The sequence below is a fragment of the Pseudomonas sp. LPH60 genome (assembly GCF_030718165.1).
GTDB lineage: Bacteria > Pseudomonadota > Gammaproteobacteria > Pseudomonadales > Pseudomonadaceae > Aquipseudomonas > Aquipseudomonas danubii.
In genome coordinates this window covers 287118-303702 of sequence record NZ_JAVAJH010000006.1, presented here as the reverse complement: position 1 = coordinate 303702, position 16585 = coordinate 287118, and the positions used below count along the sequence as shown (strand labels likewise).

18 protein-coding genes and 1 pseudogene are annotated in these 16585 nt (G+C 63.3%); 10 read left to right on the top strand and 9 right to left on the bottom strand.

What is annotated here, in order from left to right; translation table 11 throughout:
- Nucleotides 1–18: 18 nt before the first annotated feature.
- The 5 genes from Q8O96_RS22770 to Q8O96_RS22750 form a co-directional block, all read right to left on the bottom strand.
- A complete protein-coding gene (locus Q8O96_RS22770; RefSeq protein ID WP_102865066.1) occupies nt 19–951 on the bottom strand; it encodes an NAD-dependent epimerase/dehydratase family protein in 933 nt (310 codons plus the stop codon).
- 355 nt (nt 952–1306) lie between these two features.
- On the bottom strand, nt 1307–2350 hold the full coding sequence (locus Q8O96_RS22765; RefSeq protein WP_102865067.1) for a HAMP domain-containing sensor histidine kinase: 1044 nt from the start codon (nt 2348–2350) through the stop codon (nt 1307–1309).
- 10 nt (nt 2351–2360) lie between these two features.
- A complete protein-coding gene (locus Q8O96_RS22760; protein ID WP_207167898.1) occupies nt 2361–3821 on the bottom strand; it encodes an ATPase domain-containing protein in 1461 nt (486 codons plus the stop codon).
- Nucleotides 3818–4252 (bottom strand): hypothetical protein, encoded by a 435-nt coding sequence (locus tag Q8O96_RS22755; protein ID WP_240321997.1) that lies wholly within the window; start codon nt 4250–4252, stop codon nt 3818–3820. Before Q8O96_RS22755 ends, Q8O96_RS22760 begins: the two co-directional genes overlap by 4 nt.
- 82 nt (nt 4253–4334) lie before the next feature.
- Nucleotides 4335–4535, bottom strand: a complete 201-nt coding sequence (locus Q8O96_RS22750) for a hypothetical protein (RefSeq protein ID WP_305949443.1) — start codon at nt 4533–4535, stop codon at nt 4335–4337.
- Between the two features lie 512 nt (nt 4536–5047).
- Here Q8O96_RS22750 and gltS point away from each other — a divergent pair.
- Nucleotides 5048–6258 (top strand): annotated as a pseudogene (gene gltS, locus Q8O96_RS22745) (sodium/glutamate symporter).
- Between the two features lie 97 nt (nt 6259–6355).
- Here the strand turns inward: gltS and Q8O96_RS22740 are convergent.
- Nucleotides 6356–6499: a hypothetical protein gene (locus tag Q8O96_RS22740; protein ID WP_162884047.1), complete on the bottom strand. Its 144-nt coding sequence runs from the start codon at nt 6497–6499 to the stop codon at nt 6356–6358.
- A gap of 177 nt (nt 6500–6676) precedes the next feature.
- Between Q8O96_RS22740 and Q8O96_RS22735 the strand changes: the two genes are divergently transcribed.
- The 3 genes from Q8O96_RS22735 to Q8O96_RS22725 are packed head-to-tail and all read left to right on the top strand — an operon-like array spanning nt 6677 to nt 9068.
- Nucleotides 6677–7387 (top strand): SDR family oxidoreductase, encoded by a 711-nt coding sequence (locus Q8O96_RS22735; protein ID WP_102865071.1) that lies wholly within the window; start codon nt 6677–6679, stop codon nt 7385–7387.
- The gene (locus tag Q8O96_RS22730; RefSeq protein WP_102865072.1) at nt 7381–8928 is read left to right on the top strand and encodes a cryptochrome/photolyase family protein; all 1548 of its coding nucleotides are present in this window, start codon (nt 7381–7383) and stop codon (nt 8926–8928) included. Before Q8O96_RS22735 ends, Q8O96_RS22730 begins: the two co-directional genes overlap by 7 nt.
- On the top strand, nt 8925–9068 hold the full coding sequence (locus tag Q8O96_RS22725; RefSeq protein WP_082729243.1) for a DUF2256 domain-containing protein: 144 nt from the start codon (nt 8925–8927) through the stop codon (nt 9066–9068). Before Q8O96_RS22730 ends, Q8O96_RS22725 begins: the two co-directional genes overlap by 4 nt.
- Nucleotides 9069–9080: 12 nt before the next feature.
- On the opposite strand, the gene Q8O96_RS22720 is transcribed toward Q8O96_RS22725, so the two are convergent.
- On the bottom strand, nt 9081–9422 hold the full coding sequence (locus Q8O96_RS22720) for a hypothetical protein (RefSeq protein ID WP_102865073.1): 342 nt from the start codon (nt 9420–9422) through the stop codon (nt 9081–9083).
- Between the two features lie 198 nt (nt 9423–9620).
- Between Q8O96_RS22720 and Q8O96_RS22715 the strand changes: the two genes are divergently transcribed.
- Entirely contained in the window at nt 9621–9881 is a 261-nt protein-coding gene (locus Q8O96_RS22715; protein WP_102865074.1) for a hypothetical protein, read from the top strand.
- A gap of 9 nt (nt 9882–9890) precedes the next feature.
- Here Q8O96_RS22715 and Q8O96_RS22710 read toward each other — a convergent pair whose 3' ends face one another.
- Nucleotides 9891–10334, bottom strand: coding sequence for a nuclear transport factor 2 family protein (locus Q8O96_RS22710; RefSeq protein ID WP_102865075.1), 444 nt, complete (start codon nt 10332–10334; stop codon nt 9891–9893).
- Between the two features lie 138 nt (nt 10335–10472).
- Here Q8O96_RS22710 and Q8O96_RS22705 point away from each other — a divergent pair, with 138 nt between their 5' ends.
- The 3 genes from Q8O96_RS22705 (at nt 10473) to Q8O96_RS22695 (ending at nt 13810) form a co-directional block, all read left to right on the top strand.
- Nucleotides 10473–11093: a TetR/AcrR family transcriptional regulator gene (locus Q8O96_RS22705; protein ID WP_305949442.1), complete on the top strand. Its 621-nt coding sequence runs from the start codon at nt 10473–10475 to the stop codon at nt 11091–11093.
- 208 nt (nt 11094–11301) lie between these two features.
- On the top strand, nt 11302–11682 hold the full coding sequence (locus tag Q8O96_RS22700) for a RidA family protein (RefSeq protein ID WP_102865077.1): 381 nt from the start codon (nt 11302–11304) through the stop codon (nt 11680–11682).
- Between the two features lie 124 nt (nt 11683–11806).
- Nucleotides 11807–13810, top strand: a complete 2004-nt coding sequence (locus Q8O96_RS22695) for a U32 family peptidase (protein WP_305949441.1) — start codon at nt 11807–11809, stop codon at nt 13808–13810.
- Between the two features lie 19 nt (nt 13811–13829).
- Here the strand turns inward: Q8O96_RS22695 and Q8O96_RS22690 are convergent, their stop codons facing one another.
- Nucleotides 13830–14711, bottom strand: a complete 882-nt coding sequence (locus Q8O96_RS22690; protein WP_305949440.1) for a LysR family transcriptional regulator — start codon at nt 14709–14711, stop codon at nt 13830–13832.
- Nucleotides 14712–14891: 180 nt separating this feature from the next.
- On the opposite strand from Q8O96_RS22690, the gene Q8O96_RS22685 reads away from it, so the two are divergent.
- Nucleotides 14892–15956 (top strand): SDR family oxidoreductase, encoded by a 1065-nt coding sequence (locus tag Q8O96_RS22685; RefSeq protein ID WP_305949496.1) that lies wholly within the window; start codon nt 14892–14894, stop codon nt 15954–15956.
- A gap of 17 nt (nt 15957–15973) precedes the next feature.
- Nucleotides 15974–16510 carry a histidine phosphatase family protein gene (locus Q8O96_RS22680; RefSeq protein ID WP_305949495.1) on the top strand — a complete coding sequence of 179 codons (537 nt, stop codon included), beginning with the start codon at nt 15974–15976 and terminating at the stop codon, nt 16508–16510.
- Nucleotides 16511–16585: the final 75 nt, after the last annotated feature.

The following is a 16585-nucleotide window of genomic DNA, read 5'->3' as shown; positions in this document are numbered from 1 at the left end:
CTGTGCAAGCCCGCAAAGCTAAAGACTGCGGTACAGCCTAGCCAAGCCTTCGGTCAAGCTGGTGGGCGTGCCCAGGTCGAAGCGCTCCAACAAACGCCGGTTGTCAGCCTTGGAATGGCGGATATCGCCAGAACGGGCCGCCCCATGGCTGACGTTCAGAGGTTGGCCGCTGATCTGTTCCAGGGCGGCAATCAGGTCATTGAGGGTGGTCACGCCGCTGAGGCCGACGTTGGTGGCATCGGCTGCAGGTGCCGGGTGTTCAAGGCCCTGGACCAGGATCTTCACCAAGTCCTCAACATAGACAAAGTCGCGGGTTTGGCCACCATCACCGAACACGGTGATGGGGCGTGCGCTCTTGGCCCGTTCGCTGAAGATGCTGATCACGCCGGAGTACGGCGACGATGGGTCCTGGCGCGGCCCGAAGATATTGAAGAAGCGCAGGATGACCGGCTCCAGGCCATGCTGGCGGCGGTAGAAATCCAGGTAGTACTCGCTGGCGAGCTTGTCCGCCGCATAGGGCGTGAGGGGAGACTTGGGCGTGTCTTCGTTGATCGGAGTGCCCTCCCCGTTATTGCCATAGACCGCAGCACTGGACGCAAACACCACTCGACGGATGCCGGCGGCGACCATGGCCTCGCACACCCGCAGCGTGCCGATGAAGTTGCTCTGGTGGGTGCGCACCGGGTCCTCGACCGAGGCCTGGACCGAAGCGACAGCCGCCAAGTGCACCACCGCGCCGCAGCCGTGCATGGCTTCTGCCAGGGCCGCGGCATCGGCCACATCCCCCACTACAAGTTGCAGTTGCGGATTGTCCATCGGCAGATTGCTGACCTTGCCGGTCGAAAGGTCATCCAGAACCCGGACCCCATAGCCTTTGGCCAACAGCGCATCAACCAGGTGAGAACCGATGAAGCCTGCGCCCCCTGTCACCAGTATCCGTTCAGTAGACATAGATCATCCCGAAGAAAAATATCGCAGCTGCGCCGTTTGAAACTAGCACACCCACTGAATACGCCATGGCTATTAGCCCCTATGGCCAATATTTCCCTGGTTACTCACGCTTATTCAAAGGCTGAAACGCGTTTCTGGAAGAACTCCCGAAACCATGACGTCAAAAAAACATCAACAAAATCAAGCGTTCAGCGGCCGGATACTGGGATAAAAAGACTGTTGCGTCAATATTGCGTCGATCTATTATTTTTTCATCTATAGAGCCAAACAGAGGCCAATATATTGACGATTTAGCGTTTCAAGGCTCTGGATCAAGGCTGTCAGCCTTGACAGTGATGGCATCAGGCGATCACCGCTACGGGTTGGGGGTGGAAATTAAATCGCTCACCAGGGGCAGAATCACGACAAAGCGACTGCCTTTGCCGCTGCCTTCGCTCATGCCTTGCACTGTTCCGCCATGGGCTTCCACCAGTTCGCGCACCACCGTCAGGCCGATGCCCAGCCCGGCGCCATTGAAGCCGATAGCATGGGCGTCCTGAATGAAGGGTTCGAAGATAAACGGCAGGGCTTTGGCAGAAATGCCAATACCGTTATCGCAAACCGTCAGTTGCACGGCATCGCCCCGGGTGCTGACCGAAAGCGTCACCTGCCCCTCTGCGGGGGTGTATTTGGCCGCATTGCCCAGCAGGTTGCCGAGAATCTGCTTGAGACGCACCGGGTCGCCTTCGACCGGCAACGGGTCATCCGGTCGCTGGGCACTGAAGTGCAGATGCCGGGCCTTCATCAAGGGTCTGCAGGTCTCGATGGCGTCATCGACAATCTGCCTCAAGTCCAGCACCTGGCGATCCAGATGCAGCTTGCCGGTGCTGACCCGAGAGACATCCAGCAGATCATCCACAAGTCGCGACATATGCTGCACCTGACCTTCGATCAGTGCCTGCATTCGTGGCAGCTCTTCACTGGGGACCCGGGCCAGGCGGCCGGCAATCATGCTGATGGGCGTCAGTGGGTGGCGCAGTTCATGGGCCACCAGCACCAGGATGTGCCGCTGTTGCTCCAGCAGTTGCTCGGCGGTGGCCTGCAGGTGTTGCGCGCTGAGCGCTGCAATCACCAACTGCTCATTGGCTTCGCGCATCTCCAGGCTCAACGGCTGCTCCTGCTGGATGCGCAGGGCTTCCTGCGCGCTGGACTGCGCCAGCAGGATGGCCTGTACCAGTTGCTGATTGGCCTCGATCAGTTGCTCGATGTACTGGCTATCGCCGACCCGGGTGCTGGCTTCGCCCAGTTCTTTTTGCAACGACGCCAGAACTGCGCGCGCCTGGACGATTTTCTGGCCGAGGAGCAACAGTTCACGAGCCGCCGTGGCGGCCTGGTCGGTCTTGCCATTGACCTCGTTCATCGTTTTCTACTCACACCTCGCCTTTGTCCACGTGTTGCCGAGTGGGACGACCGCCGAGCAGGCCTTCCTGATCAGGCAGCATTTCGCCGATCTGCAAGCCGTCATCATCGATGTGGTACAGGCGCAGCTCATCGGAATGAGCGCTGGCCCGCACCTTGACCACCGCCATGATGCGCTGCAAACGGCTTTGCACTTCGATGTAGCGCTGGACGATGATGGCATCGGTGAGAAACGCCGTACCGTAGGGACTGAAGCGCAGGTCGGTGTAGCGATCTTCCAACTCCGAGGTCAGCAGCACGGTAATGCCGGCACTGGTCAGCGCGCTGACCATCCGCGCCAGAGATTCGCGAAAATCCTCGCGAAAAGTCGGCGCCACGGCCAGCTCGAAGCCGGACAGAGAATCCACCACCACTCGGGTCGCCTTGATCCGGGTGATTTCGGTCAACAGCAGATGGACTATTTCATCAATCGACAAATCAGCGGCCCGGCTGTCCACCAGGCCAACCTGGCCACTGTGGATCAGGGCGGCCAGGGTGGGGTTCTGCGAATGGTTGGGTCGTTGCTCGAACACCGCAATCACGCCGGTTTCACCGTTGCGCGCGCCTTCGGCGAGGAAGGTCGCCGCCAGAATGCTTTTGCCCGAGCCCGACGGTCCGGCCACCAGCAGCGAATACCCCTGCGGCAGGCCGCCACCGAGCATGTCGTCAAGACGTGCAACGCCCATCTTCAGGCGCTTGATGGGGAACTCCAGTGGCGTTTCAACGGTGCCGATGGCCGCCGGTGCAAAGACCCGGACTCCCGAAGTGGCGATGCGAAAAGTGTGCAGCCCCGGCAGCGTCGGCTGGCCGCGCATCTTCATGATTTCCATCTTGCGCACCATGGAGTTGCGCTGAACGCTCTGACGCAACCAGATCAAGCCGTCGGCAACGGTGAACACCGGGTTGGTGTCGGTTTCATTGAAGTATTCACCGATGAGGAAGGTGGTCGCCTGCCATGTGGTCATCAACATGCCCAACTGCTGGACGAACAGCGGCAGGTTGTTGTTGGGGTTGTCCCGGGTCTGGCTTGCCAGCACCACCGAACGGAAGGAATCGACGAACACCAACCCCGGCGAGTGAGCCTGGACCTCACTGACGATGCGCCGCAGTACCTCATCCAGGTCGCCGGCCTGGGTGTCGTCGGCCAGGTTGATGTAGTGAATCGACTGGTTGATCGCTGCGCTATCGAAAAAGTCGAACTGTTGCTGATAGCGGAGCATCTTCAACGGCGGCTCCCCGAGCACCGTAAAGAACAGCGCCGGACGCTGCGGCGTCGCCAGGGCGAACATCATCTGGTGAGCCAGGGTGGTCTTGCCGCAGCCCGGCGGGCCGGCGATCAGATTGAACGAAAACTCCGGCAATCCTCCGCCCAGCACCTCGTCCAGTCCTGGCACGCCAGTGGCCAAGCGATTGATCGTGACTTTGCTGCTCATGGCGCATGTTCCTGCGAAGGGGGATCGCTCAAGAAAGGCTCCCACACGCCACTCAGCAAGCGCGCAGTGAGCGAGGGACCAATCAGCGTGGTCAGCAGTTCATAGAAGGTGGTGAGCATCACTTCACCGAAAAACAGGGCCTCGGCCGGGCTTTGCTCTATGAGTACCGACTTGAGGGCCGTCAGGTTCAATTCGGCCTGTAGCCCGTCATAGAGGCCGGCCAGGCGCGGTTGCGCCGAGATGCACAGATGAAGGCTGCGGCAGTAAAGAGCGGCAACTCCCTGCTCACCGATAATCGGCGTAAGGGCGAGGCTCATGCGCTGCAAGGTTGAGACAATCGCCTGAGCGATGCTTGCAACGTCAGCCTCCGGGCCAACACTTCGCGCCAGAGAAGCTACGAACTGGCGGCTCTCTTCGCTTAGCGTGGACATGGCTGGCTGATAGTGAGTGAGAAGAATTCCATGGTACACCCTATAGCCGCGTATAGAAGCGCTATTGCATGCGGCCCTGTCCCTACAAAGAGGGCTCCGGGGCCTGGCTGCTGAGAAACAGCGTCCAGGCCTCAAAAGCCTGTTGATGCCTGCGGGTTGCGTTCTCCCACTCCGGCCCGCAGGTCTGTCGTGCGGAAAGCAGCATCATCATGCTCGTCGTTGCAGCATCCAGCTCAAGTAGCAGCTTGTACGCCTCAAGCCGGAAATCATCGACGGACTTCATGGTTTGTCCCTGGTGGCGACACGTCTGGACGAAGAAATCTTGTTCCTTCTGCCGTGGAGTGCCTGCAAAACCAGTAGTTCAAATCGATCCTGCTCGGGAATGCGCCCTCGCCTGATCTCGCCCCTGATCAGACATTTCTTAAAAAACCGCTTTCCACGCACGCCGGGGCCTCTGTTAATCCGCTCTTAACGCCAGCGCAATGCAATCAGCCCGCCATTGCGGGCGCAAAGTGCGGGCGTGAATCAATGGCTTGAAAACCTCCCACGCAGAACACCGGACCGACTACCGGCCGCGGCGCGACCACTCAATGCGCCTGCCGCTGCGTGCAACAGCCTTATCCAACGGCCCGACTCGATTGATCGGCGCCAGGCAATGTGCGTGGCTATCCGTGCAGGTCGCAAGCCAGTAACCGCCGTCCAGCCCGCAATCAATCAGGTTGAGGCCTCTCAACCCTAGCCGCTGGCGCGACTGGCTGACAGTGCGTCCAGAAACCCAGACTGAGGAGTGTGCGAATGGTCCAACTGGACTTCTATGGAACCCTGGTGGCCGCATCGTTGGTGCTGTTACTGGGGCGTGGCCTTGTCACCCGAGTCGGTTTCTTGCGTGCCTACAATATTCCCGAACCTGTGGCCGGAGGCTTGGTGGTGGCCTTGCTGCTTCTGCTGCTGCGGGGTATGGGGGACATGGAAGTCAGCATTGATACCTCGCCCAGGCGCCCTTGATGCTGGCCTTCTTTGCCACCATTGGCCTGAGCGCAGACTTTGCCAGCCTGAAAAAAGGTAGGCGCAACCTGACGGTATTCCTGCTGCTGGTGACCGGTTTTCTGCTGGTACAGAACGCCATGGGCATCGGTCTGGCCAAGGCGCTGGGGCTTGATCCCTTGATGGGGCTGTTGACCGGCTCTGTGACACTGTCCGGCGGTCACGGCACGGGCGGAGCCTGGGGCGCAGTGTTCAAGGAGCAATATGGCCTGGCCTCGGCCCCCGAAATCGCCATGGCCTCGGCCACCTTCGGCCTGGTGCTGGGGGGCTTGATCGGCGGTCCGGTCGCCCGCCTGCTGGTCAAGCGGGTGCAAACCCCTGGGGCCGTACAAGGCGAACCGCGCTTGCCCAGAGGCTATGAGCAGCCCTACAAGGAGCGGCAGATCACCGCGCTGAGTTTCATCGAGACCCTGGCCCTGGTTGCCATCAGCCTCCAGGCCGGGAGTTTTCTCAGCGGCTTGATCCAGGGCACGGCGCTGGAACTGCCGACCTTCGTCTGCGTGCTGTTCGTCGGGGTGGTATTGCGCAATGGCCTGTCGGCGCTGGGCTGGCATCAGGTCTTCGATCAGGAAGTGTCGCTGCTGGGCAACGTGAGCCTCTCGCTGTTCCTGGCGATTGCCTTGATGTCGCTGCGGCTGTGGGATCTGGCCAGCCTGGCCCTGCCCATCCTGATTCTGCTGGCCGTGCAGACCCTGGTGATGGCGCTATTTGCGATCTTCGTCACCTTCCGCGTCATGGGCCGCAACTATGACGCTGCGGTCCTGGCTGCCGGCCATTGCGGTTTCGGGCTAGGCGCGACGCCGACGGCCATCGCCAATATGCAGGCGGTGACCCAGCGCTACGGGCCATCGCCGATGGCATTCCTGGTGGTGCCGATGGTGGGGGCATTTTTTATCGACATCAGCAACGCCATCGTGATCAAGCTGTACCTGGCGCTGCCTTGGCTGGGGGTTGCTGCTTGATGGAGCGCTCCGCCCGCCGGACTCCTGTGCCGGCGGGCGAATCATGATCAGCACAGCCATAGAGCAAAGCTGTACAGCACAATCGCACACGTACAACCTAATCGAGCGGCTGCTGCTCTTCGCCGCCCAGACAGGCACTGGCCTTGCGCATCGGTCGCCGCACCCTCGGCCAGCGCCGGCGCAGGCAAAGGAACAGCGCCACGACCAATACCAGGCCAAGCATCAAGCAAAAACCCCACATTGCCCTCTCCTTCCATTGCCGAAGCCGGCAGCGGCTTCACCCTGAAGACTTTTTAGCCGCAATCGCTGCAAAAATCCTGTACAAAATCAAATTTTATGTACAACTATTACTCATGGATTTTGACAGTGCGAGCAGGGAGTCAGGCTCGCTGCCACGTCAATCGGTGGGTAAAACACAATGAGCACTACCTTGAACATGCAGTCCCTGGGTGCGGGCTATCGTGCTCTGGTGATTGGCGCCAGCGGCGCGCTGGGCTCGGCCTTTTGCCAGTGGCTCGAAGAGGACCCGCGCTGCGCCGGGGTGCGCGCCCTGTCCCGCGGCACGCTTCCCGCGCTCGACCTTGAACAGCCCGACAGCATTGCCCGGGCCGCCGCCGAATTGGCGGATGAGGCGCCCTACCAGCTGATTGTGCATGCCGCCGGGCTGCTGCATCGCGCCGACATCAAACCGGAAAAAACCTACGCCGCCCTTGAAGACCAGGCGCTCAAGGCCGTGTTCCAGGTCAATGCCGTAGGCCCGGCCCTGGTCCTGCGGCACTTTCTGCCCTTGCTGGCGCCCCAGGGCGCGATGGCGCTGCTGTCGGCCAAGGTCGGCAGCATCAGCGACAACCGCCTGGGCGGCTGGTACGCCTATCGCGCCTCCAAGGCCGCGCTGAACATGCTGGTTAAAACCGCGGCCATCGAACTGGCGCGAACCCGGCCCGGGGCCCGTCTGCTCAGCCTGCATCCCGGCACGGTGGTGTCGCAGCTGTCGCAACCGTTTCGCGGCTCCGCGGCGGCGCGGCCGGCCAGCGTGGCGGCCTGGGAGCTGCTGACACTGATCGACCGCCTGAGTGCGGCCGACAGCGGCCAGTTCTTTGCCTACGACGGCGAGCGTCTGCCATGGTAAGCGCCGGTACTGGCGGCCGACTGGGGCTGGTGCTGGGCGACCAGTTGTCGTTCGACCTGGAGTTGCTCAAGGTCCTGGACCCGGCCCACGACACACTGCTGATGGCCGAAGTCGACAGCGAAGCGCGGTATGTCCGGCATCATCCACAGAAAATCCTGCTGATCTTCAGCGCCATGCGCCACTTTGCCGCGCGCCTGCGCGAGCAAGGCTGGCGGGTGATCTACGTCAAGCTGGACGACCCTGACAACAGCGGCAGCCTTCCTGGCGAGTTGCGGCGCTGGCAGACGGCCCTCGGCGCGGCTCAACTGCATGTCACCGAGTGCGGAGAATGGCGACTGGAACAGGCGCTGCGCGATGCCGGCCTGCCCCTGACCGTTCATGTGGATCGGCGGTTCCTGTGTTCGCGCGAAGCGTTCCGTGATTGGGCGGCCGGGCGGACGTCGTTGCGCATGGAATATTTCTACCGCGAGATGCGCAGGCAAAGCGGCCTGCTGCTGGAGCCCGACGGGCGCCCCTGCGGCGGCACCTGGAACCTCGATGCCGACAACCGCAAGGCCCTGCCCCGGGGCTTGCGCGGCCCCTTTGCGGCGCGCTTCGGCCACGACGCCATTACCCGCGAGGTACTCCAACTGGTGGGCCAGCGCTTCAGCGATCACTACGGTGACCTGGCGCGCTTCGACTATCCGGTGACCCACGAGCAGGCGCAGGAGCTGTGGCAGCACTTCCTCGACTTTTCCCTGGCCGCGTTCGGCGATTACCAGGACGCCATGGCCGAGGGCGAGCCCTTTCTGTTTCATGCGCGGATCAGCGCCGCGCTGAACATCGGCCTGCTGGATGTGCGCCAGCTCTGCGCCGATGTCGAGCGTGCCTACCGCGAGAACCGGGTGGCACTGAATGCCGCGGAGGGTTTCATCCGCCAACTGATCGGCTGGCGTGAATATGTACGCGGCATCTACTGGCTGCGCATGCCGGAATACGCCGAGCTCAACGGCCTGGGCAATACCCGGGCCCTGCCGGAGTTCTACTGGAGCGGCGCCACCGACATGCGCTGCATGTCCCAGGCCATCGGCCAGACCCTGGAACTGGGTTACGCCCACCATATCCAGCGGCTGATGGTCACCGGCAATTTTGCCCTGCTGGCCGGCATCGCCCCCAAGGCCATCTGCGACTGGTACCTGGCGGTCTACCTGGATGCCTTCGACTGGGTCGAACTGCCCAATACCCTGGGCATGGTGATGCACGCCGACGGCGGCTACCTGGGCTCCAAGCCCTATTGCGCCAGCGGTCGTTATATCCAGCGGATGTCCAACTACTGCGGCGGCTGCCGTTACCGGGTGGACCAGGCCACCGGCAGCGATGCCTGCCCGTTCAATGCCCTGTACTGGCATTTCCTGATGCGCCACCAGGAGCAACTGAGCGCCAATCCGCGCCTGGCGCTGACCTATCGCAACCTGCAGCGCATGGACGCCCCGCGCCGGGACGCCATCTGGCAACGGGGCGAGGAGTTACTGGCGCGCCTGGACGCTGGAGAGGCCCTGTGAAGAAGTCCGAACTGCCGCGCAAGGACTGCGCCGCCTGCGGCCGGCCCTTTACCTGGCGCAAGCGCTGGGCGCGTTGCTGGGATGAGGTGCGCTGGTGTTCCGAACGCTGTCGCCGCAGCGCCCGCGCCAGGCAGCCATGAGCCCTGGGCAGGCTACAGGCAGTCTTGCGCGGCCTTTTCGAAATGGGACGGGGCAAAGCTGGAGGCCAGCAGATGCCGCTCATAGAGGAACACCTTGCCGCCATTGGGGGCCTTGTAGGCTTCCAGTACGTTGTCCGCCGCCACCTTGCTGGTGACCACGATCCGGTAGCCGCGCTGCGACTGCGAAACGGTGGCGGTCTGGTCGCTGCTCTGCAGCTTGGGGATCACGCAATCGGCATACTGGGCGGGTGTTTTGCGGGTCTGCATGACCAGGCTCGGGTCGTTCGGCGCGGAGGCACAGCCAGCCAGCACGAGAACGGCAGAAGTCATGGCAAACAGGGGTAAAAGGCGCATCGGACAAATCCTGGAGTCAAGAACGCGGTACAGGGCGCCACGGGTTGAACCCTGCGGGCGCTATCGAGGGCGGCGATTTTCCACGGTTGACGCGTCCGACAAAATAGCTGTTTTTTGATTGTCACTATCACTTGAACCAATAGTTGCCCCCCGGGCAGACTGCCCGGCAGTCCAACTACAACTAAAAGGGATTCTTGCGTGCGAACTTTTGACCTTATCCGCGATGCCGTCCTGCCCGAATTTCGCGAGCGGGTGGCCGACTACCTGATCGAGTATGAAAGCGTATTGCGCGACGACAGCGCAGAACCGCAGGCATTGCAGGCGGTTGCCTACCAACTGCGCGGCTATTTGCGCGGCCTGAACACCACTCGGGTGCTGGGAATGGCGGACTGGGAAGAGCTGGATCGGCGGGTGGTGGCGACCTGGTTGAGCCCGGCCGCCGGTGAAACCCTCGAATAACCCGGCTTCTCAGGGTGCCGACGGCGCTCCCTTGCTGGCGGCGAGGTAGGCGGACAAACGCTTGCCCATTTCCTCTCCCAGGGCCTGCAGCCCACTCATGGGCCGCACCATGACCTCGAATTCGACAATCTTGCCGCCCTCGTCAAAGCGGATCATGTCGATCCCCTTGACCTGTTTGTCGCCGACCCGGGCACTGAACTCCAGCACCACGCTCAGGCCATCGGCGGTGGCCAGCTCGCGGTGATAGGCAAAATCCTCGAAGACATTGAGCACCGTGCCAAGGATGGTCGCCACGACCTGGGCTCCCGGGTAGGCGGTATGGGCCATGGGCGAACGAAACACCACCTTGGGGTCCAGCAGTCCGGGCAAGCCGTGCAGGTCTTGCCCGGCGACCATGGCGTGCCAGCGTTGCAAGGATACAGCGGCCTGGGGTTGCAGTTTCAGTTCTGACATAGGGGGCTTCCTTAAGCGGTCTTGTTGTTGTGGCGCCCAGGCTACGAGCCAATCTTAGCGCCGTCAAGATTATGGCTCATGATAAGATTTCGGCGTTTTTTTTGCCTTTCCGTCGACGCCATTCGGGGCCTTCCAAACATGACCAAGCACTCCTCGCGCTCACGGGATTCCTACCACGTGGGCAATCTGGCACCGCAACTGCTCGATGCGGCCCGGGACATGCTTGAGGAAGTCGGCCCGACCAAGCTGTCGCTGCGCGCTGTGTCCGAACGGGTCGGGGTCAGTGCCACGGCGGCCTATCACCATTACGCCAATCGCGCGGAGCTCATTGGCCACTTGGCCGCTCAAGGCTTTCACGAATTGGCCCAGGTGTTGCCCCGGGACAGTACCCAGAGCGGTCAGCAAAAGTTGCGCGATGCCTGCCTGGCCTACTTCAGTTTTGCCCGCGCCAACCCGGCGCTGTACCAACTGATGTTCGGCCCCGAGTTCGCCACTGGCGAGATGCCGCCCCTCTTACTCGATGCCCGCAACCAAGCCTTTGGCGAGCTACGACGGATCATTGCCGAGATCCTCGAACTGGACATCGAACAACCCGAGGTCCGTCGGGCCGCCCTCGCCGGCTGGTCCTATACCCACGGCCTGGCGTCACTGGTGATCCATGGCGTCCTGCACTTTCCTGCCGGCACCTCCGACCAGCGCTTCGTCGACAACACCCTGCAAGGCTTCCTGCAGCTGTTCCAGGCCGGTAGCCGGGAATGAAGTTCGCTGACGACAAGCTCAGTGTCATGCTCAAAAGCGCTCCCGCAGCCGACGCGCAACGGGTCCGCGATTTGAACAGGCGCCTGAGCCTGCAAGCGTGACCTGGACGATGCATGGGAGGAGGACCGGAAAAAGACCCTCACAACTTGAACTTCAATCGGCACCCACTCATCCTTGCGAACCGTTTTCCCTCGAACAAGAGACCCCCATGGCCAACCCAGACCTCATCTTCACCCCCGACCCGGACGCGGACTCCATCTCCTCCGACGTCGCCGCGTTCAACGGCATCCTGGTTTCCACCCAGATCCCGACCCGTGCCGACGGTAGCCTGGAACTGGGGGACATCACCCTGCAGAGCGAATGCACCCTGCAGGCGCTGAAAGTGGCCCTGGAACGGGCCGGCAGTTCCATGGATCGGGTCATGCACTTGACCATCTACCTCACCGACATGGCCGACCGCGCCGCGTTCAACGAGGTCTACCAGCGTTTCTTCGCCAAGCCCTGGCCGGTGCGCGCCGCCGTTGGCGTGGCCGCTCTGGCGGTGGAAGGCATGCGCGTGGAAGTCACCGCGATGGCCGCCAAGGCCTGACGCAGCGGCTGTAACCGGCGGCTGCGCGCAACGCGTGGCCGCCACCGGGCAGCATACGGATGCCGGGCACGCGTTTCGCCGCTACAATGCGCGCCTTGACCCTGATAAGCCTGACTAAAAAAACATGTCCTTGCCCAAACATCACCTGGAACTGCTCAGCCCTGCCCGCGACGTGGCCATCGCCCGCGAAGCCATCCTGCACGGCGCCGACGCGGTGTACATCGGTGGCCCGAGCTTCGGCGCCCGTCACAACGCCAGCAACGAGGTGGGCGAGATCGCCCAGTTGGTGGAGTTCGCCCGCCGCTATCACGCCCGGGTGTTCACCACCCTCAACACCATCCTCCACGACAACGAACTGGAGCCGGCACGCAAGCTGATCCATCAGTTGTACGACGCGGGTGTCGATGCGTTGATCGTCCAGGATCTGGGGGTGATGGAGCTGGATATTCCGCCCATCGAGCTGCATGCCAGCACCCAGACCGATATCCGCACCCTGGAGCGGGCCCGGTTCCTCGACCAGGCCGGTTTCTCCCAACTGGTGCTGGCCCGTGAACTGAACCTGAAAGAAATCAGCGCCATCGCCGCCGAAACCGACGCGGCCATCGAGTTCTTCATTCACGGCGCCTTGTGCGTGGCCTTTTCCGGCCAGTGCAATATCTCCCACGCCCAGACCGGTCGCAGCGCCAACCGCGGCGACTGCTCCCAGGCCTGTCGCCTGCCCTACACCCTCAAAGACGAGCACGGCGGCGTGATCGCCTACGAGAAGCACCTGCTGTCGATGAAGGACAACAACCAGAGCGCCAACATCCGCGCCCTGGTGGAAGCCGGCGTGCGCTCGTTCAAGATCGAGGGGCGCTACAAGGACATGGCCTATGTGAAGAACATCACGGCCTACTACCGCCAGCGCCTGGACGACGTCCTCGAAGACCGTCCGGACCTGGCCCGCGCCTCCAGCGGCCGCACCGCGCACTTCTTCGTCCCCGATCCGGACAAGACCTTCCACCGTGGCAGCACCGACTACTTCGTCAGCGAGCGCAAGATCGACATCGGCGCCTTCGACTCGCCGACCTTTACCGGCCTGCCAGTGGGCAGCGTGGAAAAAGTCGGCAAGCGCGACCTGCAAGTGGTGACCTTCGAGCCGCTGTCCAACGGCGACGGCCTCAACCTGCTGGTCAAGCGCGAGGTGGTGGGTTTTCGCGCCAACATCGCTGAAGCCCGCGGCGAGTTCGAAGAAGACGGCGAGAAACGTTACCGCTATCGGGTCGAGCCCAACGAGATGCCCGAAGCCCTGAGCCGCCTGCGGCCCAACCATCCGCTGAGCCGCAACCTCGATCACAACTGGCAACAGGCCCTGACCCGTACCTCCGCCGAGCGGCGCATTGGCCTGTCCTGGCTGGCCACCCTGCGGGAAGAACGCCTGCAACTGACCGCCACCAGCGAAGAAGGCATCAGCGCCAGCGTCGCCCTGGACGGTCCGTTCGGCGTGGCCAACAAACCGGAGCAGGCCCTCGGCCAACTGCAGGACCTGCTGGGGCAACTGGGCACCACCCTCTACCACGCCACGAACATCAAGCTGGATGCGCCCCAGGCGTACTTCATCCCCAATTCCCAGCTCAAGGCCCTGCGCCGGGAAGTCATCGAAGCGCTGGACACGGCCCGCGTCGCGGCTCATCCACGGGGCGCGCGCAAGGCAGAGAGCAACCCGCCGCCGGTGTACCCGGAGTCGCACCTGTCGTTCCTGGCCAACGTCTACAACCAGAAGGCCCGGGACTTCTACCACCGTCACGGCGTGCAACTGATCGACGCCGCGTTCGAGGCCCACGAAGAGCACGGCGACGTGCCGGTGATGATCACCAAGCACTGCCTGCGCTTCTCCTTCAACCTGTGCCCCAAGCAGGCCAAGGGCGTGACCGGGGTGCGCACCAAGGTGGCGCCGATGCAACTGGTGCACGGTGACGAAGTGCTGACCCTGAAGTTCGATTGCAAGCCCTGCGAGATGCACGTGGTGGGCAAGATCAAGGGCCACATCCTCGACCTGCCGCTGCCGGGCAGCGCCGCCGCCGAAGCCGTCGTCGGCCACATCAGCCCCGAAGACCTGCTCAAGACCATCCCCCGCGCACCGCATTGAGTGCCGGGCCGGCGCAACCCTAAGCGGTTGCGCCGGTTGCAGCAGCCGACAGCCGCTCACCCAGCACCTGCTCCAGCACCGCGAAAAACTGCTTGATGTGCGGCTGCTTCAAGGCTTGCGGCCGGGTCACCAGGTAGACCTCCAGCGGCGCAAATGTCATGGGCGCAAACACCTCCAGCAGATCCCCGGCCAAAATCCGCGGCATCACCGCAACCCCCATCCCCTGACGCACCGCCTCGACCTGCGCACTGAACGAGTTGACCCGGATCTGCTTGCCGTCAAGGCCTGCGGCCTTGGCCGTGCGCATCGGCGGCAGGTTGTCCAGGGGCGGCAGCAGGCCGATGGTGGGGGCGGTGGCCGGGGTGATGCCCGGGCAGCGGCGCAGCAGCTCCGGGCTGGCGAACACCCCGTATTCAAGCTTGCCCAGGGCTCGATAGATCAGCGACGGCTCTCCCATATGCGCGGTTCGCACGGCGATATCCGTCACACCGCGAGCCAGCTTGTGAAACTCGGCACTGACCTGCAATTCCACCGAGCATCCAGGGTGGGCCGATGTCAGGCGCCGGGCCGCCTCGAGCACACTGGAGGCAAACCCCTCCCCGGCGCTGACCAGGATGCTGCCCTGCAGTTCGCTCGGTCGCGGCGGGTTGCCCAGGGCCCGCTGTCGCCTGAGCCCGGCCTCCGCCGCCAGGGCCACGTCCACCAGCGCCTGGCCCCGAGGGGTCAACCAGCAGCCTTCGACGCCCCGCTCCAGCAACGGTTCGCCCAGGGCCGCCTCCAGCTGGCTCAAGCGCCGGGACACCGTCGACGGCGCCACCTGCAGCAACTGCCCGGCCTGTAGCAAGCTGCCCCGTCGCCAGACCGCCAGCAACAGGCGCAGATCATCCCAATTGGCTTCCAAAGTGCTACTCCCTGCCGTCAGCTGTGCAAATTCGCAAAGCTATTATGCAGGACTCGCCATTTTTCCAGGGTCTCGTCCAAGGTATATCTAGCGCCCTCGCCTCCCCATGGAACGGATTGAATGAGCAACGCCCCCGAACACCCTGTACCCACAGACACCGATAGCGGCTATTGCCCTGAAATGCACTGCACCTTTGTCACCGGTGCCACCGGCCTGCTGGGCAACAACCTGGTACGCGAGCTGCTGGCCCGAGGCTGCAAGGTCAAGGCCCTGGTGCGCTCCAGGGCCAAGGGCGAACAGCAGTTCGGCCCCCTGCATGGCCTGGAACTGGTGGTCGGCGACCTGGCCGATGTCGACGGGTTCGCCGCCGCGTTGCAGGGCTGCGACACGCTGTTTCATGCCGCGGCGTTCTTTCGCGACAATTACAAGGGCGGCAGCCACTGGGAGCAGTTGCACAAGATCAACGTCCTGGGCACGCAGCACTTGCTGGAGCGGGCCTACGGCGCCGGCATCCGCCGCGTCGTGCAGACCTCGTCGATTGCCGTGCTCAACGGCGCGCCCGGCAGCCTGATCGATGAAACCTGCCTGCGCGACCCGGCAGGCGCGGACCACTACTACCGCAGCAAGATCCTCGCCGATCGCGTCCTGCTGGCCTTTCTCGACAGCCATCCACAGATGCAGGGGTGCATGGTCCTGCCAGGCTGGATGTGGGGCCCCGGCGATATCGGGCCGACCTCCGCCGGGCAATTGCTCATGGACGTGGTGCGCGGCCGCCTGCCGGGACTGGTTCCCGGCAGCTTCTCCCTGGTCGACGCCCGGGATGTGGCCCTGGCGCAGATTGCCGCTGCCCGCTACGGACGCCGCGGCCAACGCTACCTGGCGGCGGGCCGGCACATGACCATGGCCCAGTTGGTGCCCATCATCGGGCGTATCGCCGGGGTCGCCACGCCGACACGCCCGCTGCCGGTGCCCTTGCTCTATACCTTGGCCGCCGTGCAGGAGGTCTATGCGCGCCTGACCGGCAAGCCGGTGTTGCTGAGCCTGGCGACCGTGCGCCTGATGCTTCGGGAAGCGGACCGCAGCCACTTCGACCCCCGCAAGAGCGAACAGGAACTCGAGCTGAGTTTTCGCTCCCTGGAACGCACCATTGGCGATACCCTGGCCTGGTACCGGGATCACGGCTGGATCGCCCAGGCTGCCCCCGTCTCCTCAAGCAGCACCAACAAGGACGTAGAAAGCCGTTGAACAACACCATCATTCTCATGCGTCACGGTCAGCCCCAAGGTATCGCCACCCGGAAAGTTTCCGCCCTCGACATGCAGGGCTGGATACAGGACTACGAACGTTCCGACATCGGCGGGCAACCGGCCCCGCCCTCCAGCCTGCAACTGGCCGCCAGCGCTGGGGTGATTGTCTCCAGCAACGCTCCGCGGGCCCTGGCGTCCGTCCAGGCGCTCAGGAGGGAGCCAACCCTGGTGGACCCGGTGTTCGGCGAGGCGCAACTGCCCTACGCACGCTGGAGACGACCACGCCTGTCGCCCTTTACCTGGGCTGCGATCCTGAGAATCCTCTGGCTGTGCGGTTACTCAAGGCAGGTCGAATCGGCCGCTGCGGCCCGCCAGCGCGCCGCTGTCGCCGCCCGTCGATTGCAGTCCCTGGCCGGGCAACAGCCGGTGCTGTTGCTCGGTCATGGCTGGATGAACCGCCTGATCGGCAAGCAGTTGGCCGCGGCCGGCTGGAAACGCCAGCACAGCGACGGCAGTCGCTACTGGAGTGCGACAGTCTATCGACGGCAATAGCCCGCCCGGAGCGGCCCGGGAAATCCGCCACGCCCTGAGTCCTGATGGAATTTAACGGCACCGAACACTGTCTAT

Excerpts from the sequence above, each read along its gene's own strand:
- Q8O96_RS22770 (WP_102865066.1), bottom strand. The coding sequence starts at position 951 with ATGTCTACTGAACGGATACTGGTGACAGGGGGCGCAGGCTTCATCGGT.
- Q8O96_RS22755 (WP_240321997.1), bottom strand. The coding sequence starts at position 4,252 with ATGTCCACGCTAAGCGAAGAGAGCCGCCAGTTCGTAGCTTCTCTGGCG.
- Q8O96_RS22680 (WP_305949495.1), top strand. The coding sequence starts at position 15,974 with ATGCGTCACGGTCAGCCCCAAGGTATCGCCACCCGGAAAGTTTCCGCC.
- Q8O96_RS22765 (WP_102865067.1), bottom strand. The coding sequence starts at position 2,350 with ATGAACGAGGTCAATGGCAAGACCGACCAGGCCGCCACGGCGGCTCGT.
- Q8O96_RS22705 (WP_305949442.1), top strand. The coding sequence starts at position 10,473 with ATGACCAAGCACTCCTCGCGCTCACGGGATTCCTACCACGTGGGCAAT.
- Q8O96_RS22730 (WP_102865072.1), top strand. The coding sequence starts at position 7,381 with ATGGTAAGCGCCGGTACTGGCGGCCGACTGGGGCTGGTGCTGGGCGAC.
- Q8O96_RS22760 (WP_207167898.1), bottom strand. The coding sequence starts at position 3,821 with ATGAGCAGCAAAGTCACGATCAATCGCTTGGCCACTGGCGTGCCAGGA.
- Q8O96_RS22720 (WP_102865073.1), bottom strand. The coding sequence starts at position 9,422 with ATGCGCCTTTTACCCCTGTTTGCCATGACTTCTGCCGTTCTCGTGCTG.
- Q8O96_RS22685 (WP_305949496.1), top strand. The coding sequence starts at position 14,892 with ATGCACTGCACCTTTGTCACCGGTGCCACCGGCCTGCTGGGCAACAAC.
- Q8O96_RS22700 (WP_102865077.1), top strand. The coding sequence starts at position 11,302 with ATGGCCAACCCAGACCTCATCTTCACCCCCGACCCGGACGCGGACTCC.
- Q8O96_RS22710 (WP_102865075.1), bottom strand. The coding sequence starts at position 10,334 with ATGTCAGAACTGAAACTGCAACCCCAGGCCGCTGTATCCTTGCAACGC.
- Q8O96_RS22695 (WP_305949441.1), top strand. The coding sequence starts at position 11,807 with ATGTCCTTGCCCAAACATCACCTGGAACTGCTCAGCCCTGCCCGCGAC.
- Q8O96_RS22735 (WP_102865071.1), top strand. The coding sequence starts at position 6,677 with ATGAGCACTACCTTGAACATGCAGTCCCTGGGTGCGGGCTATCGTGCT.
- Q8O96_RS22750 (WP_305949443.1), bottom strand. The coding sequence starts at position 4,535 with ATGAAGTCCGTCGATGATTTCCGGCTTGAGGCGTACAAGCTGCTACTT.
- Q8O96_RS22740 (WP_162884047.1), bottom strand. The coding sequence starts at position 6,499 with ATGTGGGGTTTTTGCTTGATGCTTGGCCTGGTATTGGTCGTGGCGCTG.